Raw genomic sequence first — 17779 nt, 5'->3', positions numbered from 1 at the left:
GGAGACAGGCCATGACCGACGTCAGACGAGAGGGATACAGTTGTCCGGACGGCTGGTTCGAAGTCCGGGACGACGCCGGTCCACACTGCTGGATCGCCTGCCGCGATCCGGTCACTGTGGAACGGTAGCAGAGGCAAAGCCCGCAAGAATACCCCGCCCATCGGTCCCGCCGATATCCGAGAGTGCGGCCCGTTCGGGATGGGGCATCAGCACAGCCACGTTTTCGCGCTCGCCGAGAATGCCAGCGACGTTGTCAGTCGAGCCGTTCGGATTCGCTTCGGGAGTGATTTCGCCGTCGGGGGTCGAGTATCGGAAGAGGATCCGGTCCGCGGCCTGAAGATCCGCCAGGGCGTCCTCGCTGATCTCAAAGCGGCCCTCGGCGTGGGCGATCGGGAGTTCGAGGACCTGACCCTCCTCGTAGGCCCGGGTCCACCGGGTGTCGGCGTTCTCCACGCGAACGTGGACGTGTTCACACTGGAAGCGGGCGCTCTCGTTCGTCGTGAAGGCTCCCGGCGTGAGACTCGCCTCGCAGCCGATCTGGGCCCCGTTACAGATGCCCAGGACGGGCACGCCAGCCTCGGCCTGCTCCTTGACGGCCTGCATGATCGGGGCGCGGGCGGCCATCGCGCCCGCCCGGAGATAGTCACCGTAGGAGAAGCCGCCCGGAAGCATCACGCCGGTCGTGTCCGCGGGGAGGCCGTCCTCGTGCCAGACGATCTCGTTGTCGATGTCCAGGGAGTCAAGCGCGCGGGCGGCGTCCCGGTCGCAGTTCGACCCGCCGAACCGGACGATTGCCACGGTCATCGCTCGGCGATCTCCACCGTGTAATCGTGAATCGTGGGGTTCGCCAGGAGCCGTTCGGCCATCTCCGCGGCGCGATCCTCGGCGGCGTCGGCGTTCGCGGCGTCCAGGTCGATGTGGTACTGATCGGCCGAGCGGAGGTCCTCCAGTTCGAAGCCCAGGCGTTCGAGGGCGCGCTGGGTCGTGGTCGCCTCCGGGTCGAGCACGCCCCGCTTGAGACGAACCGTCACCGTGGCGGTGTAGGCGCTCATCGAGTGAACGTGCGCGATTGTGCTCAAAAACTCTTTTGGAACCGCCGGGTTAGCCCACGTTCCTGAATACCTACAGCGAGCGGAGGTGATCCAGAACCGTCTCCAGGGGTGGCGCGTCGAAGAGGTCCCGGCCGAGATAGGTGTTCGCGCCGGCCGCGTACATGTTCGAGACGTGCCGGAGCACGTGTTCGGGCAGCGGTTTGGGCGAGATCTCGACTGATTCGCGCCAGTCCGGGTCCGCACTCGCCAGAGCCTCGTCCTTGGCTTCCTTGACGGCCTCGACCCACTCCGAATCGGTCCGGCGGTAGTACTGGCGGATGACCTCCTTGGAGAGCTGGATGCCGTCCGAACTGAACCGGTTCTCGTCGAAGGTGCCGGCCACGTCCGCGACCAGCACCGCGCCGTCGTGATAGACACACTCGATCTTGCCGTCCTGGTGGGTGAGCCCGACTCGATCGGCCCGCTCCGAAATCACGCGGTTGACCGTCCGGGCACAGTCCTCGAGTGTGTCGATGCTCGCCGGGCCAGCGATTTGCGCGGCCGCTTCGCGGTCCAGGTAGCGGTCCTGCTTCTCGTATTTGGTCGAGAACTCGACGATTGGCTCCTCGAGTGAGACGGTCTCCGCGGGCCAGGTGTCGTACTCGAGGCCGTGATCGGCCGGCTTCGTCCGGCGCCGCAGGCTCGATCCGGGCGGGACGACGTTTCGAAAGACGATCTCCAGCGGCACGACCATGGGGCCACCGGCCGCGTGATAGGCCTCGTAATCGTAGCCCGCCTCGGAGTGTGGCAGGTCCGGAACCTGGGCCAGATCGATCGCCATCTCGGTCGGCGGTTCCTCGACGGCCGCGAGTGGCAGTACCTCGCCGTCCTCGATCACGCCGCGATAGTGAGTCGAAACGCCGGCCTCCTCCAGGCGCTCGAAGTTGTACGCGCCCATCGCACAGAGACTCGCCCCTTTCCGGGGTATCTCGTCCGGCATCCGCCCCCAGTCGAAAACCGAATAGTCGTCGCTGAAGACGAACGCCCCCTGCCCGAGAGTCCCCTCCGAGGCCGGTGTCTCGACCCGGATGTCCTTGACGCTGGTCATACGCGCACCTGGGAGCGGGGGCCCCAAAGCGTTTCTCACCGACCCCGCGAACTTTTTGGGCTGTACCGAATACGCGACGCCATGGGAGACGGGCCCACGCTGCCGACCGGTGTCCCCCGCGAGCAGTTCGACTTCGAAATCCGCCCGGAGACCGACCAGTCCTTCGAGAACGCCCTGGCCCGGGCCCGTGCCGGGGACCGGCTCACCATCGCCGATGCGATCGAGTTGCTAACCACCGGCTCCGATCGGCGGGGCATCGACCCCGAACGCCTCGAAGCGGTTGTCACCGCCGCCGACCGCCGCCGCGAGGAAGTCGTCGGCGAGTCGGTCACCTTCGTCGCGAACCTCAACAACAACGTCACCACTGCCTGTGACACGGGCTGTCTGTTCTGCAACTATCGTGACAGCGCCCACACCTTCGAGACCGGCTATGGAGGCGACGAGCGTGGCTACACCCGCACGCCGGCCCAATCCCGGTCGCTCGTGCTGGACGCCGTTCGGCGCGGGGTCTCGGAAGTCACCACCGTGAGCGGGCTGCATCCCGCCCTCGCGCTCGACGACGAGCACCGGGAGATCCTGGCGGCCGAATCCGGACCCTCCTACCGGCCGCCCGCAGCCTATCGCACCGATCCGGGGACCTACGCCGAGCAACTCCGGGCCATGTCCGTCGACGGGCTCCACGTCCACTCGATGACTCCCGAAGAGGCCGATCACGCCCGTCGCGGGACCGACTGGGACTTCGAGACGGTCTACCGCCGGCTCAGCGAGGCGGGCCTCGATTCGGTCCCCGGCACCGCCGCCGAGATCCTAATCGAGGAAGTCCGGGAGGTCATCTGCCCCGGGAAGATCGACACCCAGGGCTGGCTCGACGCGATGCGTGGCGCCGCGGCCGCTGGTCTGCCGATGACCGCGACGATGCTGTACGGACACGTCGAAAACGAGGCACATCGAGCCAGACATCTCGCCCGGATCCGTGAGTTACAGGACCGGACGGGAGCCATCACCGAGTTCGTCCCGCTCTCCTTTGTCCATCACGACACCCCGCTCGCGAGGCGAGGCCTGGTTTCGGGCGGTGCCACGCTGGCCGAAGACCGCCTCGTCGTGGCCGTCGCCCGACTCTTCCTGGACAACGTCGAGCACGTCCAGGCCTCCTGGGTAAAACACGGCGACGACCTGGCGAAGACACTACTTGCGGGTGGGGCTGATGACCTCTCGGGCACGCTCCTCGCGGAGTCGATCACCAGTCGCGCTGGCGGGGACCACGGCGAGTTCCGCTCGGTCGCGGCCCTGGTCGATCTGATCGACGACCTCGATCGCGTGCCGGTCGAGCGCTCGACGGACTACGAGCGCCGCCACCGGATCGACCCGGAGCGCGAGCGGCCCGGCCCAGTGTTGGGCCCGCTCGCGGACGGAACACCGCTTCTGGCCCCGGGCGAGACGGTTCCCAAGCCCTAGGTTCGCGGGCCGTCCGTGTCGCCGATGATGGCGCGATAGTGCCGGCCAGCAGGGGTATCACCGTAGAGCACCCGCCCCACGGGCTCGCCGATCCACTCGTTTTCGAGTCCGGACGAGGGAAGGAATCGCTCGCGGACCGGCAGCCGTTCGTGAAGCGCGATGTCCATGGACTCGACGGTCGCCGCCAGGTCCCGGAACGCGGGCCAGGCGGCCTCGGGGTTCACGTGATCGACCGTCACCGGGGACACCCCGCCCAGGTCGTCCGCGCCGGCCCGAAGGAGGGGTTCGACGGCCGTGAGGTTCGGCGGGATCTGGACGGCAACCGCCGGGGGGAGTGCCGTTCGAGCCATCGCGACGACCCGTCTGAGCGTTTCCGTTCCGGGTTCCTCGCCCTGCCAGCGCTCGTTCCGGGTCACCGGCTGGACGATCACCTCCTGAATGTGGCCGTGCCGTTCGTGAAGGGCTCGAATCGCGAGCAGACTCTCGGCGCGGTCGCGCCAGTCCTCGCCGATCCCCACGAGGATGCCGGTGGTGAACGGGACCGACAGTTCGCCCGCGGCGCGAATCGTCCGGAGTCGATCGGCCGGCGATTTGCCCCGCGGCCCGGCGTGGGCCGGCACGTCGGCCGTCGTTTCGAGCATCACGCCCATGCTGGCCATGACGTCGGCCACCGCAGCCAGTTCCTCGCGAGTCTGCTCGCCCGGGTTGCCATGCGGGAGCAAGCCAGCGTCGAGGGCCCACTCAGCACCGGCCCGAAGGTAGTCCTGGACGGACTCGAAGCCGCGGCCGGAGAGTTCCTCGTGGATCGCCGTGTACCGCTCGTCCGGGTCGTCGCCGAAGGTGAAAAGCGCCTCCGTACAGCCCGCCTCGCGGCCGCGACGAAGTTCCGAGCGGACCGCCTCCGGGTCCAGCAGATCGGCCGCCCCCGGCGGATCGTAGAAGGTGCAGTAGCCACAGGCGTACCGACAGGCCGTCGTCAGTGGGAGAAAGACGTTCCGGGCGACAGTCACGGTTTCGGGCGGGTCGACCGCCGTGGGCTCGACCGCCAGCAGCGACTCGACTGCCGACTGGTCGATCGACAGATCGAGGCCGGCCGCGGGAAACACGAGTTGGCTCTCGGGTGGCCGGCAGTTAAGTGCTACCCGGAGGGCCTCTCGTCACCGTCGGGCGGCCCGCGGTCGTCTCGATCCGGAACCCCGCCTCCCGGAGCCAGGCCACACTGTGAGGACCGCCGTGGAGCAACACCTCGATCAGATCCGCGGGTTCGTCCACGTCGGTCCCCAGCCGGAAGGAATCGATCTCGCTTACGTCGAGGGCTCGTGCCGCGGCGATTCGGCGGTGATCACGGATCGACGCGCCGTGATAATCGACCGAGAACGAGTCCGTCCGGACGAGCATCGCGTTCGTCCCGCCCCCGCGCCCCGGGGCCAGGACCACGTCACCGGCGGTCGCCTGCAGGCGAGCCAGTGATTCCGGCTCGACGAGTGGCAGGTCGGCCATGACGACCGCAACGGGGGTCTCCGCCTCGATAGCATCCTCGATCACCGCATCAAGGGGGCGATCATCCACTCGAATCGGGGCCGGCAACGTCGCGTCGGGTTTTTCAGTCGCAATCACGGTCGGTTCCAGTTCGGTGGGCGCCATCGCCTGCAGCACGTCACGCAACATCGCGATCGCGAAGTCCACACGCTCGGAGGCGGAAAGTGCCGAACCGAGCCGTCGCTTGGGGGTGGTCGCGTCGAACGGAATACAGGCCCGCATGGGCCTAGCCGAGTTTGTCGTAGGTCTCCCGGTTGGAGAGATACCAGTAGCCGACACCGGCGAGGATCGCGAGCACCAGCACGACGCCGCCGATCATGAGCAGCGTGCTCGTCCGCTGGCTTTGCTGCTGGGCGGACTCGGCACTCTCCTGGGCGTCGCCCGCGAGGTCCTGCGCGTTCTCGAAGTTGCCGGAGTTGAACGCGGACTGGGCGTTATCGAGGCGGTCGGTGGCCTCGGTCACGTCGACACCGGCGTCCTCGGCGTCCTGGATCGCCGCGGTCGCATCGTCGAGGGCGGTCCGGGCGGACTGACTCGATTCAGTATACGGACGCGCCGTCGAGGTTAGCAGGTCGTTCTCCGCGCCGCCGGTCTGGCTCTCGGTGAAGTCAGCCAGCGTGATCGACTGGGCCGGGTCATACGACCAGTTCGACCACTCGGGAACCGTGCCCTGGAGTCGCACTTCGACCATCGCCACGTCACCCTCCTTGTCGAGGGCGTGGCTGAACTCCTGGCCGTTGTACTGCTGTTTGTCGAGTTGACTGTCGCTGAGATCGTAGGTCGTCACCGTCCAGGTGACCGACTCGAGTTCGGTCGCCCCCTCCAGGCTCCACTCGTTGTAGTTGGTATAGAGGTCCTCGACCGTGTAGGTCACGTCGACCGTCGAGCCGACCTCGACGGAGTCTGGAGCCGTGGCGTCGCTCACTGACACCGCCGCGGCCGGGCCGGCCGCGACGACCGCGAGGAGCACCGCAGCGATCGCGAGTTTAGAATAGTGGCTCGAGTTCATCGTCCTCGTCTTCCACCAAGTCCTGTAAGGCCGCTTCGCTTTCCTGCCGGATGTCGTCCATGTTCTCCTGGGCCTCGACGGCCTTGCCCTGGAGTTCCTTGATGCGTGGCACGTTCGTGACCCCGGAGAGCAGCGTGACCGCCGCGACCTGCGAGGAGTCGCCTACGGGGTAGTCCCCACCCCGGACCTCCATGCTGCCGGTCTGCTCTTCGAGCCACTTCCGGCCGCGCTCGATGCCCTTCCGGTTGAGGTAACTGGACGGGCCGGCCACGACCAGCAGTGCCCGTTCGGTCCCCTCGATCTCACAGGGCAGGGTAAGCCGTCCCAGTGCGGCCTTCCGGACGAGACTCGTGATCCGGTTGGTCGTGTTCGCCGAGTCCTCGGTTTCCGAACCCCCGCTCCCGGTGATCTTCGAGAGGAAACCGCCGCTCGAACCGGAGTTCTCGACGGTCTCGGACGCATAGCCGATGGTCGAGACGCCGCCTCCAGCAAGCGTGTTGATGATCTCACTGGAGTCGACGACACTCTCCCCCACGTCGCCGCTCCCGGTGACCTCGCCGGCCCCGAAGAGGATGCCAAAGCGGGTGACGATCTCCTCGTTGATCTCGTCGTAGCCGCCCTGGATGGACTCCCCGGACTTGCGCCAGGCGTCGTTGTCGAACACGAGGAGGTTGTCCACCTCGCTGACGAACGTCTGGAAGGACCGGGCCGCGTTCAGCGTGTAGATGCCGCCCTCGTCCTTGCCCGGCAGGACGCCGATCCCGTAGACCGGTTCGGTGTAGATGCGCTTGAGGTGCTTTGCGAGCACCGGTGCGCCCCCACTCCCGGTTCCGCCGCCCAGCGCGGCGATGATGAGAAACGCGTCGACCTCGTGTACCGGTATGTTGTCGATCGCGCCCTGGATCTCGTCGATGTCCTCCTCGGCGATCTCCGCGCCGAGTTCGTTGTCCGCTCCGACCCCGTGTCCCTTCACCCGGGACTGCCCGATCAGTACCCGGTTGTCCTCCGGGACCTTCTCCAGCCCCATGAGGTCGGCCTTCGCGGTGTTGACCGCGATTGCGGACCGGACGATCCCCGAGTCAGTTCGCTCGTCGTACTCGAGGAACTTGTCGAGTATCTTGCCCCCCGCCTGGCCGATCCCGATCATTGCGAGTTTCATGCTACAGTGTACTCTACGTGAAAACACGTGTGATGGCGGCCATAAGGCTTTTGTTGGGATTATCAAGATGTGTCAGACACGAGGCGTGCATCGACCGAGAACGAAGGGTAGATCTGCACCGTATGTGATAGGTTTCGAGAACCGGCGGCACCGAGTCAGGTCGACTCGATGTACTCCGCGAGGGACAGCAGGTCAGCGGGTTCCAGATCGAAGGCCGAGATGTCGTTCTCGGCAGTCGTGTTGTCGAACTGCAGCGAGCGGTACTGGTCTCGCCCGAAGGGAACGAAGGAAAGTGGGTCCGCGAGGTTCATCCCGATCTCGGTCAACGACATCGGCACCGGGATCACCGAGAGTGATTTGCCCTCGGCCTCGTAGAGCAATCGGGCTACGTCGGCCAGCGAAAGCGCCTCTGGCCCCCCGATGTCGTATATCTGGCCGCGATGTGTCTCTGACTCGACGCAGTCAGCGAGCATCGGGGCCAGATCCCCGATCCAGATCGGCTGGAACCGGGTCGAGCCCCCGGCCGGGAGCGCGGTCACGTAGGGGGTCGTCAGCGTCCGGGTGAACTTCAGGAACTCGCTCCCGTCCCCGAAGATGACCGAGGGCCGGACGATCGTCCACGCCAGGTCCGACTCCTGCACGACGGTCTCGGCCCGGCCCTTGGCCCGGATGTAGGCCGTCGCGCCTTCGGGGTCGGCCCCGAGGGCGCTCATCTGGACGATCGCGGAGACACCACCCGCCTCGGCGGCCCGGATCACGTTGCGGGTGCCCTCCAGGTGGATCTTCCGGTGCATCTCGTCCCCACCCTTCGGTTTGAAAAGCGGCGAGAGCGCGACCAGGTTGACGACCACGTCCTGCCCGTCGATCGGATCCACGAGTGAATCATACTCGGTGACGTCCCCGGTGACGGTCTCGACCGCATCGGGCAGTTCCTCACCGTCGGGTGAGCGGGAGAGTGCCGTCACCTCGTGACCCCGCGAGGCGAGTTCGCGGCTCAAGTGGCTCCCGACGAAACCGCTGCCGCCCGTGACGAGTACCTTCATACCCGAAAATTCGGTCGCATTCGGGATAACGCTTGTCGCGACGGGCCCGGGTTGCCGGTTGCTCTCAGAACGGTTATGTGAGCGGTCGGCGAACGCGAAGCCATGCTCGTGTCCCTGGAGGGGCTTGACGGTAGCGGCAAGACGACGGTGTGGGAACGGCTCGCCGAGCGCGAGGCGTATACGTTCACCCACGAGCCGACGGACTCCTGGTACGGCGACGCCGTTCGAAAATCGATCGACACTGACGGTGCGGACCCGCTGGCCGAACTCTTCCTGTTCACCGCCGATCACGCCGATCACCTCTCGCGGGTCGTGAAGCCGGCCCTCGACCGGGGCGAGGTGGTGGTCACGGACCGGTACTCGGACTCCCGGTATGCCTACCAGGGGGCCGCGATCGAGGGGCTCGTCCCCGACCCCGTCGCGTACGTCCAGGAGATTCACCAGCCGTTCACGCGGCCCCCGGATCTCACGATCTACTTCGAGGTCGACCCCGCGACCGGCGTCGAACGCAGCGGCGCGACGAACAAACTGGAACAGCAGGCGTTTCTCGAATCCGTCGAAGCAAACTACGAACGGCTCATCGACGCCGAACCGGATCGCTTTGTCAGGGTGAACGCCGAACAGCCCCTGGACGCCGTCTTCGAGGCCGTCGCGTCGATCATCGAGCGTGAGACGGCCGGGCAGGCCGACTGACTACTCGCTCATCCCGACGTAGGTCTTGGTCTCCAGCACTCCCGCCTGGCCCTGAATCTGGTCGGTCGCCACATCCAGCACGTCCGTGACTTCAGGGGCGTCGACCTCGACGATGAGGTCATAGTCGCCGGCGACGACGTGGGCGGCACTGACCGCATCCAGGTCCGCAACCGCGTCCCGGACTTCCTGTGGGGCGCCCGCTTCGGTCCTGACCATGACGTAGGCGTGTACCATGGAGTCACCTCGAAGCGGACCGTCAAAAATCCTCGCGACGGTTCGGGCGAACCGATTTATAGCGAGGCGTGTGAAGAGGACCCATGGTCGTCGCCTACGCATTACTCGAGGCCGACACGCCGGAGACGGATCGGCTGCTCGAAGCCGTCGCTGGGATCGAGGCCGTCCAGACCGCTCACATCGTCGCGGGGGACGTCGAGTTGATCGCCCGGATCGAGGCCGCAGATCCGATGGCCATCTCCGAGGTCGTCGCCCAGCAGATCGGGCGCATCGACGGCGTGGTGAACACGGAAACCTACATCAGCCGCGGGGCCTAGCGCCCCAACCCGGGAGGTTTTTGCCACCCGGCCCATGGCAACGGCCATGACTGCGGCCCTCGCCGACGCCTTTCGCTCCCGGCCCGAGTTTCAGGAGACAGACAGTGGCAGATTCACCATCGACGGGACCGACTTCGAGGCCCGTGTCACGGTCGAGTCCGATACCGTGACCCTCACCCAGAAACTGCCCACACTGGATTCCACGGTCCAGGGGGAGACCGTCGCCGAGGTCGTCGCCGACGGGTGGGAGGAAACGTTCCGCCGGCGCGTGGCGGATGTCGGGAAGGTCGTCTCCAGCCCGGGCGGCGAGCCAGCGGTCGAGCGAACGGGGGAGACGCTGCGGGTCACGATCGAACTCCCGGCCGATCCCCAGGACGCACCGGCAGCGGCGCTCGGTGCGGCAAACTACGTCGAAGGTACCTGGGTCGAGGGCATCGTCCCCGGGTACGATTATGACGAACGAGTGCAGGCGATCCGCAACCGGGCGCGGGAGACCGGCGGCGAGGGTGCCTGATCAGCGAACGATCGTCACCGGGATCGGCGACCGGCGCACGACCGACTCCGCGACGCTCCCGAGCAGGATGCGGGTCATCCCCGAGCGGCCGTGGCTCCCCATGACTACGTGATCGACGTCGTGCTCCTCGACGTAGGAGACGATCGCCCGGGAGGGCCGGCCGACCTCCGTGACCGTCGTCGTGTCGATTCCTTCAAAACTGGCCGTGGCCTCCTCGAAGAGTGTCTCCGCCTCCTCCTTGCGATTCTCGTACCACTCCTCGGAGTAGCCGGGCATGGTCGCAGCGGCGCTGTACCCGGCCTCGACCGGGTCGATGACGTGAAGCAGGACGAGGTCGTCCGGGGCGAACGTGTCGATGGCGTACTCGAGGGCCGCATTCGACTGGGCGGACCCGTCGATCGGTACCAATACTCGCATGGGAGAAATTTCGGCGGCGGCGGGCATATATCTACGGGCCAATCGGCGGTTCAATCCCGGCCGTGGCGGGTCAGACAGGTCGAGAGCCCCATCACTTCGACGGGTTTGGAGTTGTCCGGCGAGTAGACGGCCATATTGCCCCGCTCCATGTCCGTGATTCGGGACTCCAGTGCGGTCGGCAGATTCAGACTGGAGACGGCGTCCTCGTCGCTCAGGGTGAGCGCGATCCGGGTGTTGAGCTGTTTGAATACCGGGTCCGCGATGTCCTGTGGGTCCTGGGTGATCAGGAACAGTCCCAGCCGTTCCTTGCGACCCTGTTTGGCGGCTTCGGTGAACTTCCCGATCACCTGGCGGGCCTGGACGCTGTCGGCGTCCGCGAGGAAGTTATGCGCCTCGTCCATCCCCAGAATGAGCGGCGTCTCCTTGATCCGCTCGAAGGTCGGATCGCTCGACAGTTTCTGATCGACGAGGAGACTGGAGAGCGCGAGGACCACCATCTCGGCGGCCCGGGTGGAGGAGAGGTGATAGGTCGGGACCACCGAGAGCCGGCCCGGCCGGACGAACTCGTGGACCAGTTCGGTTATCGGCCTGGCGTCCTGATCGAAGACGCCTCGCGGAACCGCAGAAACCCGGCGTTTCACGGCGTCGAAGGTCGCCTCGTGCACGCGACCGCTCTCGTCGAGTTCCTGTCTGAGCGCCGGATCGTCGAGGAAATCCAGGAAGGCCTGGTAGGTGGCCTCGCCGCTCCGTTCGTCGAAGAAGCGATCGAGGAGGTAGGTGAGCGCGTTGTACTGGTTGTCGTTGAGCCGGCCGCCGGCGACGAGCCACTTGTTCGCCCGGACCATCGAGAACGGGATGGTGAACGCCTGCTGCTCGGCGCGGTGGTGGCCTGCGGCGTATCGGGCGTTGCCCACTTGCGGGACGAATGCGACGGTGTCCTCGTGGCCGCCCGAGGCCACGCCCTGTCGGTCGTAGTCGCGTTCGGTCGCCGCGTCCAGGTCCGGATTGTCGTCGTGCATCTGGGCGTACTCGTCCTGGGGGTCGAACTGCACGACGGCCGCTCGTGGGGTGCGATTGCTCCCGGGTTCGATGGCGTAGCGCCGGTCCTCGGTGAGGTACTGGCGCAGGACGTTCTTCGCGGTGTGGGTCTTGCCCGAGCCGGTGCCACCCGCGATGAGCACGTGGCGGAAGATCAACGGGTCGGCCCCCGAATCCCCGTCTTCGAGGCGGTAGGCCACCGTCGGCGGCGTGGCCTGGGTGCGTACCCGCTCGCCGCCCACGGAGAGGTGGCCGAGAAAAGCCCCGGACTCGGGGAGGTCCAGCCCCGTCCGGATCTTCTCGTGGTCACTGGCGTGTTTGACGACCGTCTCGGGTTTCGGGACCCGGTCCGGGGCCCGGCGTCGCAGGGTCTCGCCGTCGGGATAGAGAACCGCGAGGGGGTCGAGATCGGCCATGAGTTTGTAATCCTGTTCGTCGATCCCCGAGGAGCGCATGGCCCGACGGGCGTGAATCTCGGTGGCATCGTCGCTCCGGTAGGCCTGGGCGTACTCCAGGCCGGTGATGCGACAGAAGAGTGTCTCGTAGTCCGGATACGGCGCGAGCAGGTACGTGCCGAGGCGGATATCCGTTCGGTTCTGGGCCGTCACGTAGGCCCGCAACCGGTTCTCCTCTGCCTCCTCGGCGACCCGAAGGCCCTCCGAGACGGCGAGCGCGCCGACACCGGTATCGCTGCCGCTTGCGGTCACGTCTGGGCGGTCGAACTCGCGCCCCTCGGGACCGCTCCCGCCGGACTGCTCCTCACCGCCCTCGTCCCCGGACGACTCACTGTCCCGGAAGTCCGAAAACGATCCGAGATCGCTCATGGCACTGCTCCGTTCGGAGGTAACTAACCCCTTTCCCCCGCTGCACGATCACCCTCCCCCCAGAACAATTGATCTCGCTCCCGATCAGAACTCCGGCCCCCACCGCTCGGCGTCGTAGTTCCGGTCCTCGCTGGTGTCGAAAGCAACCTCCAGCCGTCGGACGAGTTCCGCCTTGCCCTCGCTTCCGATCCGGGCCAGTTCGTCGGCCTTCGCGATCGGCAGCGGTGGCCCACGCTCGGCTGCCACCCCCCGCAGCACGTACTGTTCGACTGCCGACCGAACCGCCGGGTCCTCCGCGAACCCGCCGGGGAGTTCAGCCTTGAAGAGGAGCTCCGTCCGGGGGTCATAGATCACGAAGAAGGCGACCTCGTAGTCCGGGGCCGGGCGGTCGCGGGTGACCCCCAGATCCGCCTCGGGCCCGGCGAAAACCGCATCGGCCCCGAGTCTGGAGCGGAACCAGCCGGTCCAGGAGAGCTGGTCCGTGACCCGCTCGTTTCGGCGGCCACCGCCCTCGCGCTGTTCGAGGACCTGGGAGAAAAACGCCGTGTCGCTCGCCCAGGGACTCGGTCGGCCCGTCTCGGCGAGGGCTCTGATGAGCCCACGGGACTGGGGACTCTTGACGAAGCCGACCAGGGGAATCTCCCGCTCCAGGAACGTCTCGACGAGGGCGACGTAGTTCTCGAGGACCTCCGCCACCAGATCGTTCTCCCCGGCGAGTTCCGCGATCGAGCCGTGGCGGCCCCGCCAGTGGAGCAGCCCTTTGGGATACAGCGGGCCATCGAGGAAGAGCACGTCCTCGACCCGGTGGGCGTGTTCGAGTGCGTGATGGCTCTCGGCGAGGTAGAGCGCCAGGCCGTGGACGATCCGCTCCTCGTCGCGGGCCAGGGCCTCGGTCTGGACGATACGGCCCCGGCCGTGGTCCTCGTCGAAGGGGTCCCACCCATCCGTGCCGTGATTGACCGAGGCGTCGTTGGAGTGGACCGGCATGATGTAGGTCCGGGCCCGGTGGAGGTCCAGATCCGAGGGGACGGCCGCCATCGCCGCCTGCGCGAGGTCGAGCAGGAGCCCGTTCTTGAACGTCGTCGGGTTGATCGTGCCAGAATCGAGGCCGTGGGCCGTTTCGAAGGGAGCCTGCTGCAAAGCCAGGTCGTCGATCGGCGCGGCCCGGCGAGTCACCGACTCGATCGGTTCCAGCACCGGGTCCCCGTCCGTCCGGAGCGGGTCGAGATGCTCGGCCCAGACGGTCTCGGCGAGGTCCCGGTGGGCCTCGGGGTCGGCGTCGTGACGAATGCGACTGGCGAGGGCGGCGATCCCGTCGTAGTGGACGGGGTCGATTGTCATCAGGGGCCAGTTCTGGCCCCACCGTAATCACGCCTCGGGTTGGCGGCGGATGATGAGTCGTCCTGCTTCAGCAGTTCACGCCGAGGTAGTCGCATAATTTCTCGGCGATGGTGTTTGTCGTCTCCTCAATAAGGACGCCCTCCCGGGATTGAATATCGGCGTGTTTGATCGTCGTTACGGTCCAGGGATTGACGTAGCTGGTTTTTGGCAGCCCGCCAGTTTGGAAGTCAGTATCGGTGAGCGGGATCGCTTCGGATCGTCGGGTCGTCGTGATCGCGACAAAGATACCCTCTTGATCACCGAACGGATGAGCGGAGTCGTGTACACAGACCCACGGCCGAAACCGCGAAGCACCGAAGAAGTCCGGGCCTTTCAAAACGTCTCCACGCTGGTACCCGGTCATTCCTCCCCGGCGTAGTAATCATCGGTCGTCGACATCGAACTGGCCTGCTGCTGGGCCGCAAACGCCGCCAGACGGTCGTCCGTCCCGATCGCCCAGTACCGGCCTTTGTGCCGGACGAGATCCCGATCATCGAGACGCGAGAGAACAGCACCGACACTCCCTCGGTCGATCCCCGTTGTCTCCGCAATCTCCGTCTGTGTGTACGCCTGGTCGTCGTTTTTGGCGAGGAACTGGAGCACCGTGTAGGGCTGTGTCCCCTCCCGGACGGCCAACACCTCGGGCGGTTCGTTTTCGAGACGATCGATGCTGATTGGCATGTGTAATAGAACGCAATATAATGTAATAGACCTTCCGGTGATAGCCAGACGGGTTGATGCAACCAACCGGGTGATCATCAAGAGATTTCACACCCGGCGGCTACAGAAACTCCAATTGTCCGAGATCGGTTCTGAAGAGCTACAACAGCGACTCCACGGCCTCCTCGACGGACATCACGCCCGTATCGAGGGCGTTGAGAATGCCACGAACGTCCTCGCGTCTGGCTTCCGGATCGGGCTCCTCGACCCAGAGGTCCTTGATCCGCTCGCCGTCCTCGACCGCCCGGTCGTGTTTCACGCGGTAGGCCCCGTTCTCGGTGAGCGTTTCAGCGGGGTGGAAGAAGGCCCAGTCCTCCCGATCGAAACGGGCGGCGATCCGGGGTTTCGCTCCGAAGGACGCCGCGAAATATCGTAGTGCCTCGACTTCCTCGCTGGTGAGATATATCGGGTCGGCGGCACTGGATTTGGCCTCGATGGCGTAGAAGACAGTGCCGTTCCCCGCGAGGACGTCCGGGAGTTCCCGCTCCGTGGCGCTTCCGCTGGCCGGGGCTCGCATGACGGCGAATCCGGCCGAATCGAGGGCGTTGACCAGTTCCCGCTCCCGGCGGTCGCCCTTTCGGTTGGCGGACATCTACCGGATGGCACGGGGGGAGAAGTGAAAACTGAACCGGCTCGACTACTCGCTCTGGATCCGCGGCGCGAGCATGTAGGTCACGTTGCCCAGGCCCTCGGCGATGTCGAAGTGGAACTTCACGGGGAACTCCTCGCCGAGTTCGACGACGACCTCGCCGTCGGCCGGGATGGCCTTGTTCATGTCCTTGAGGTAGTCAAGCGAGAAAAGCGAGTGGGCCTCGCCCAGCTCCAGGGAGATCAGATCCTCCGGGCCGAGTTCCAGATGCACGTCGTCGGTGTCGCCCTCGGCGTCGACGTAGAAGTGCTCGGCGGCCGTATCCACGCCCAGCGCGATGTGATCGGAGACCATATCCGCCGCTCGCACCGCCCGGTCGATGTCCCGGCCCTCGATCACGATGCGGGCGGGAAGGTCCAGGTCGGGGAGGTCCGGCTCCTGGCGGATGGAGTCGGGATCGATGAGCGCGAGGGTGTACTCCAGGCCGTCGATGTGGATGTGGAGTTTTCGGGTCTCCTCGTCGAGTTCGAGCTGGACGAGCTGGCCGGCGTCGGCCATGCCGGCGATGTCCTCCAGTCGCGAGAGGTCCACGCCGATGATTCCGCCGTCCGCCTCGTAGGACTCGAAGGCCGCGGCCTCGAGTTCGAGATCAACCATACCCACGTTCGCCGGGTCGACCGCCCGGATTTCGAGTCCGTCTTCGGTGAGGTGGATCTTGCACTCGTCCACCAACACGCTCACGGAGTCGAGCGTGGTCCGGAGCGTCTCTGCGCTCACGATGGCCGTAAACATATTTCCGGTATACGGACACCCGACTTAAAAAGTCACCTCTTCAAGCCTCCCGCCCGGTGCCGGTTCTGTCCCGCGTGTGGGGCTGTACGCGGCGGTCCAGCGGCGGCCGAGGCCACCCCATCGCCAGCCACTTCCCCACCGGCCTCGAACGCACTCGCAATGAGTCACAAGGATCACTACTACAACAAGGCCAAGCAACAGGGCTACCGGGCTCGCTCGGCCTACAAACTTGCCCAGATCGACGACCAGGTCGGGCTGCTTGCGGCCGGCGACACGGTACTCGATCTCGGGGCGGCTCCCGGCGGGTGGCTGCAGGTCGCCGCCGAGCGAGTCGGGGAGACGGGGCGGGTCATCGGGGTCGACTTCCAGCGGATCGATCCGCTCGAAGACCACGACGTCGAGACGATCCGCGGGGACATGACCGAGGACTCGACGACCGAGAAAATCGAACAGGCGGCCCCAGAAGGGGTCGACGTGGTCGTCTCCGACATGGCCCCGAACATGACCGGCGAGTACGACCTGGACCACGCCCGGTCGGTTCACCTCGCCCGGACGGCCTTCGAGGTCGCTCAGGACTTCCTGGATTCGGGTGGCAACTTCGTCGTGAAGGTCTTCCAGGGCCGGGACCTCGATGCCTTCGTCGCGGACGTCGAGGACGAATTCGACAAGGTCAGCATCGTTCGCCCGGACGCCTCCCGGGAGTCCTCCTCGGAGGTGTACGTCGTCGGGATCGGCTACCTGACCGCCCCGGTCTCGGTGGGCGAAACGCGGACGGTCACCATCGAGGCGACGGGCGAGGACGGCGACGGGATCGCCTACGTCGAAGGGTACTCACTCTTTGTTCCCGGCACAGCGGTCGGTGATAAAATCGAGGTCGAAGTGACCGGCGTGAAACCACGGTTCGGGTTCGCCGAACCAGTCTAATCGGCCGCCGACGCGGCACGGCTGCCCTGTTCCCGTCGGCGGAGCGCGCCGACGACGAGGTAGACAAAGGGCGTATCGAGGACGGCGATGAGGAGTTTCAGGAGGTACTGCCCGACCAGAAGCGACGCGACCACGGCGAGTGGGGCCGGATCCCCGGTCCCGAGAAAGCGCGGGATTAGATAGAAGCCCAGGCCGACGAAGATCACGGTATCGAGGAGCTGACTCGTGCCCGTCGACGCGATGTTTCGCAGCCAGAGATGGGCCCCGTCGGTGCGCTCACGCAGGGCGTGAAAGACCAGCACGTCCCAGTTCTGGCTCACCAGATAGGCCGCCAGGCTGGCGATGACGATGTTCGTACTCGACCCGAGCACCGTGGCGAAGGTTTCCGGAGCGACCGGGGAGCTGGCGGCCGCCGGGGCGGCGATCGTGCTCCAGACCAGCACGAGCAGGACGAAATTCAACCCGAAGCCCACGTTCACGAGGATCTGGGCCGCGTTCCGACCGTACAGCTCAGCGTAGACGTCGGACGCGAAGAAGGTCAGCGCGTAGGCCAGGGCCGCCCCGGGCAGCGCGAGGGTCTCGCCGGCTACCGGGATCGCGAACGGCAGCTCGAACCCGAGGACCTTCGAGGCCGTGAGCTGAGCGGTGATCAGCGCCGTGACGAACAGGCCGATCAGCGCCACCTGCGGCGCGGGCATCGCCTGGCGAGTCATTGATCCTCGGCCTCCAGGCGGTCGTGTCGGGCGTCGATCTCGTCGAGTCGGTCCAGGGTCTTCCGGATCGAGGCCCGGATCGCGTCGCTGCGATTGACGAACTTCCCGTCCTCCCCGACGTGCTCGTCGAGGTCCGCGAGAAGTTCGGCCGGAATCTCCACGCTAATCTTGGGCATTGGCGTCACCCCGAGTCGAAAGTGGCGTCATGATGCTCTTGGAAGAGTACTCGGAGAGCATCGTTGAAGTCTCTGGCGATGGCAGCGCAGGGAGGCGTCGGGAA

The 17779-nt window shown here is 66.2% G+C and carries 23 protein-coding genes; 5 read left to right on the top strand and 18 right to left on the bottom strand.

Annotated elements, in window-relative coordinates; translation table 11 throughout:
- Nucleotides 1–111: 111 nt before the first annotated feature.
- From purQ to RH831_RS03545, 3 genes are all read right to left on the bottom strand, one after another.
- Nucleotides 112–804 (bottom strand): phosphoribosylformylglycinamidine synthase I, encoded by a 693-nt coding sequence (gene purQ, locus RH831_RS03555; protein WP_310552896.1) that lies wholly within the window; start codon nt 802–804, stop codon nt 112–114.
- On the bottom strand, nt 801–1052 hold the full coding sequence (gene purS, locus RH831_RS03550) for a phosphoribosylformylglycinamidine synthase subunit PurS (protein ID WP_310552895.1): 252 nt from the start codon (nt 1050–1052) through the stop codon (nt 801–803). Before purS ends, purQ begins: the two co-directional genes overlap by 4 nt.
- A 70-nt stretch (nt 1053–1122) precedes the next feature.
- A complete protein-coding gene (locus RH831_RS03545; protein WP_310552894.1) occupies nt 1123–2139 on the bottom strand; it encodes a phosphoribosylaminoimidazolesuccinocarboxamide synthase in 1017 nt (338 codons plus the stop codon).
- 81 nt (nt 2140–2220) lie between these two features.
- Between RH831_RS03545 and cofH the strand changes: the two genes are divergently transcribed.
- Complete coding sequence (gene cofH, locus RH831_RS03540; RefSeq protein WP_310552893.1) at nt 2221–3594, top strand: 7,8-didemethyl-8-hydroxy-5-deazariboflavin synthase subunit CofH; 1374 nt, start codon at nt 2221–2223, stop codon at nt 3592–3594.
- Here the strand turns inward: cofH and cofG are convergent.
- The 5 genes from cofG to RH831_RS03515 form a co-directional block, all read right to left on the bottom strand.
- Nucleotides 3591–4700 (bottom strand): 7,8-didemethyl-8-hydroxy-5-deazariboflavin synthase subunit CofG, encoded by a 1110-nt coding sequence (gene cofG, locus RH831_RS03535; protein WP_310552892.1) that lies wholly within the window; start codon nt 4698–4700, stop codon nt 3591–3593. The two genes, cofH and cofG, sit on opposite strands and share 4 nt — an antisense overlap.
- 25 nt (nt 4701–4725) lie before the next feature.
- The gene (cofC, locus tag RH831_RS03530) at nt 4726–5355 is read right to left on the bottom strand and encodes a 2-phospho-L-lactate guanylyltransferase (RefSeq protein WP_310552891.1); all 630 of its coding nucleotides are present in this window, start codon (nt 5353–5355) and stop codon (nt 4726–4728) included.
- A gap of 4 nt (nt 5356–5359) precedes the next feature.
- Entirely contained in the window at nt 5360–6142 is a 783-nt protein-coding gene (locus RH831_RS03525) for a DUF4398 domain-containing protein (RefSeq protein ID WP_310552890.1), read from the bottom strand.
- The gene (locus RH831_RS03520; RefSeq protein WP_070365780.1) at nt 6120–7301 is read right to left on the bottom strand and encodes a tubulin/FtsZ family protein; all 1182 of its coding nucleotides are present in this window, start codon (nt 7299–7301) and stop codon (nt 6120–6122) included. The genes RH831_RS03525 and RH831_RS03520 overlap by 23 nt, the downstream gene beginning before the upstream one ends.
- Nucleotides 7302–7456: 155 nt before the next feature.
- Entirely contained in the window at nt 7457–8344 is an 888-nt protein-coding gene (locus RH831_RS03515; RefSeq protein WP_310552889.1) for a complex I NDUFA9 subunit family protein, read from the bottom strand.
- 102 nt (nt 8345–8446) lie between these two features.
- Between RH831_RS03515 and tmk the strand changes: the two genes are divergently transcribed.
- Nucleotides 8447–9037: a dTMP kinase gene (tmk, locus tag RH831_RS03510; protein WP_310552888.1), complete on the top strand. Its 591-nt coding sequence runs from the start codon at nt 8447–8449 to the stop codon at nt 9035–9037.
- Here the strand turns inward: tmk and RH831_RS03505 are convergent, their stop codons facing one another.
- Nucleotides 9038–9271 (bottom strand): Lrp/AsnC ligand binding domain-containing protein, encoded by a 234-nt coding sequence (locus tag RH831_RS03505; RefSeq protein WP_310552887.1) that lies wholly within the window; start codon nt 9269–9271, stop codon nt 9038–9040.
- Between the two features lie 83 nt (nt 9272–9354).
- Here RH831_RS03505 and RH831_RS03500 point away from each other — a divergent pair, with 83 nt between their 5' ends.
- Both RH831_RS03500 and RH831_RS03495 read left to right on the top strand, forming a co-directional pair.
- Nucleotides 9355–9588, top strand: a complete 234-nt coding sequence (locus RH831_RS03500) for an Lrp/AsnC ligand binding domain-containing protein (protein ID WP_310552886.1) — start codon at nt 9355–9357, stop codon at nt 9586–9588.
- 46 nt (nt 9589–9634) lie between these two features.
- Nucleotides 9635–10102 (top strand): DUF5813 family protein, encoded by a 468-nt coding sequence (locus RH831_RS03495; RefSeq protein WP_310552885.1) that lies wholly within the window; start codon nt 9635–9637, stop codon nt 10100–10102.
- Here RH831_RS03495 and RH831_RS03490 read toward each other — a convergent pair whose 3' ends face one another.
- The 7 genes from RH831_RS03490 to RH831_RS03460 all read right to left on the bottom strand — a co-directional run bounded on the left by RH831_RS03490 (nt 10103) and on the right by RH831_RS03460 (nt 15862).
- Nucleotides 10103–10519, bottom strand: a complete 417-nt coding sequence (locus RH831_RS03490; protein ID WP_310552884.1) for a universal stress protein — start codon at nt 10517–10519, stop codon at nt 10103–10105.
- Nucleotides 10520–10569: 50 nt separating this feature from the next.
- On the bottom strand, nt 10570–12381 hold the full coding sequence (locus RH831_RS03485) for an ATP-binding protein (RefSeq protein WP_310552883.1): 1812 nt from the start codon (nt 12379–12381) through the stop codon (nt 10570–10572).
- An 84-nt stretch (nt 12382–12465) separates the two neighbouring features.
- Complete coding sequence (locus RH831_RS03480; RefSeq protein WP_310552882.1) at nt 12466–13722, bottom strand: DNA double-strand break repair nuclease NurA; 1257 nt, start codon at nt 13720–13722, stop codon at nt 12466–12468.
- A 67-nt stretch (nt 13723–13789) separates the two neighbouring features.
- Nucleotides 13790–14125: a hypothetical protein gene (locus tag RH831_RS03475; protein WP_070365789.1), complete on the bottom strand. Its 336-nt coding sequence runs from the start codon at nt 14123–14125 to the stop codon at nt 13790–13792.
- The gene (locus tag RH831_RS03470; RefSeq protein WP_070365791.1) at nt 14122–14442 is read right to left on the bottom strand and encodes a helix-turn-helix domain-containing protein; all 321 of its coding nucleotides are present in this window, start codon (nt 14440–14442) and stop codon (nt 14122–14124) included. The genes RH831_RS03475 and RH831_RS03470 overlap by 4 nt, the downstream gene beginning before the upstream one ends.
- A gap of 139 nt (nt 14443–14581) precedes the next feature.
- Nucleotides 14582–15073, bottom strand: a complete 492-nt coding sequence (hjc, locus tag RH831_RS03465) for a Holliday junction resolvase Hjc (protein ID WP_310552881.1) — start codon at nt 15071–15073, stop codon at nt 14582–14584.
- 45 nt (nt 15074–15118) lie between these two features.
- Nucleotides 15119–15862, bottom strand: a complete 744-nt coding sequence (locus tag RH831_RS03460; RefSeq protein ID WP_070365793.1) for a DNA polymerase sliding clamp — start codon at nt 15860–15862, stop codon at nt 15119–15121.
- 159 nt (nt 15863–16021) lie between these two features.
- Here RH831_RS03460 and RH831_RS03455 point away from each other — a divergent pair, with 159 nt between their 5' ends.
- The gene (locus tag RH831_RS03455; RefSeq protein WP_310552880.1) at nt 16022–16786 is read left to right on the top strand and encodes a 23S rRNA (uridine(2552)-2'-O)-methyltransferase; all 765 of its coding nucleotides are present in this window, start codon (nt 16022–16024) and stop codon (nt 16784–16786) included.
- Here RH831_RS03455 and RH831_RS03450 read toward each other — a convergent pair.
- Both RH831_RS03450 and RH831_RS03445 read right to left on the bottom strand, forming a co-directional pair.
- Nucleotides 16783–17499 (bottom strand): queuosine precursor transporter, encoded by a 717-nt coding sequence (locus tag RH831_RS03450; protein WP_310552879.1) that lies wholly within the window; start codon nt 17497–17499, stop codon nt 16783–16785. The genes RH831_RS03455 and RH831_RS03450 overlap by 4 nt on opposite strands.
- Nucleotides 17496–17675, bottom strand: a complete 180-nt coding sequence (locus tag RH831_RS03445; protein ID WP_310552878.1) for a ribbon-helix-helix domain-containing protein — start codon at nt 17673–17675, stop codon at nt 17496–17498. Before RH831_RS03445 ends, RH831_RS03450 begins: the two co-directional genes overlap by 4 nt.
- Nucleotides 17676–17779: the final 104 nt, after the last annotated feature.

Source organism: Halodesulfurarchaeum sp. HSR-GB (assembly GCF_031432215.1).
Taxonomy (GTDB): domain Archaea; phylum Halobacteriota; class Halobacteria; order Halobacteriales; family Halobacteriaceae; genus Halodesulfurarchaeum.
This window is presented reverse-complemented; position numbering and strand designations above follow the sequence as displayed.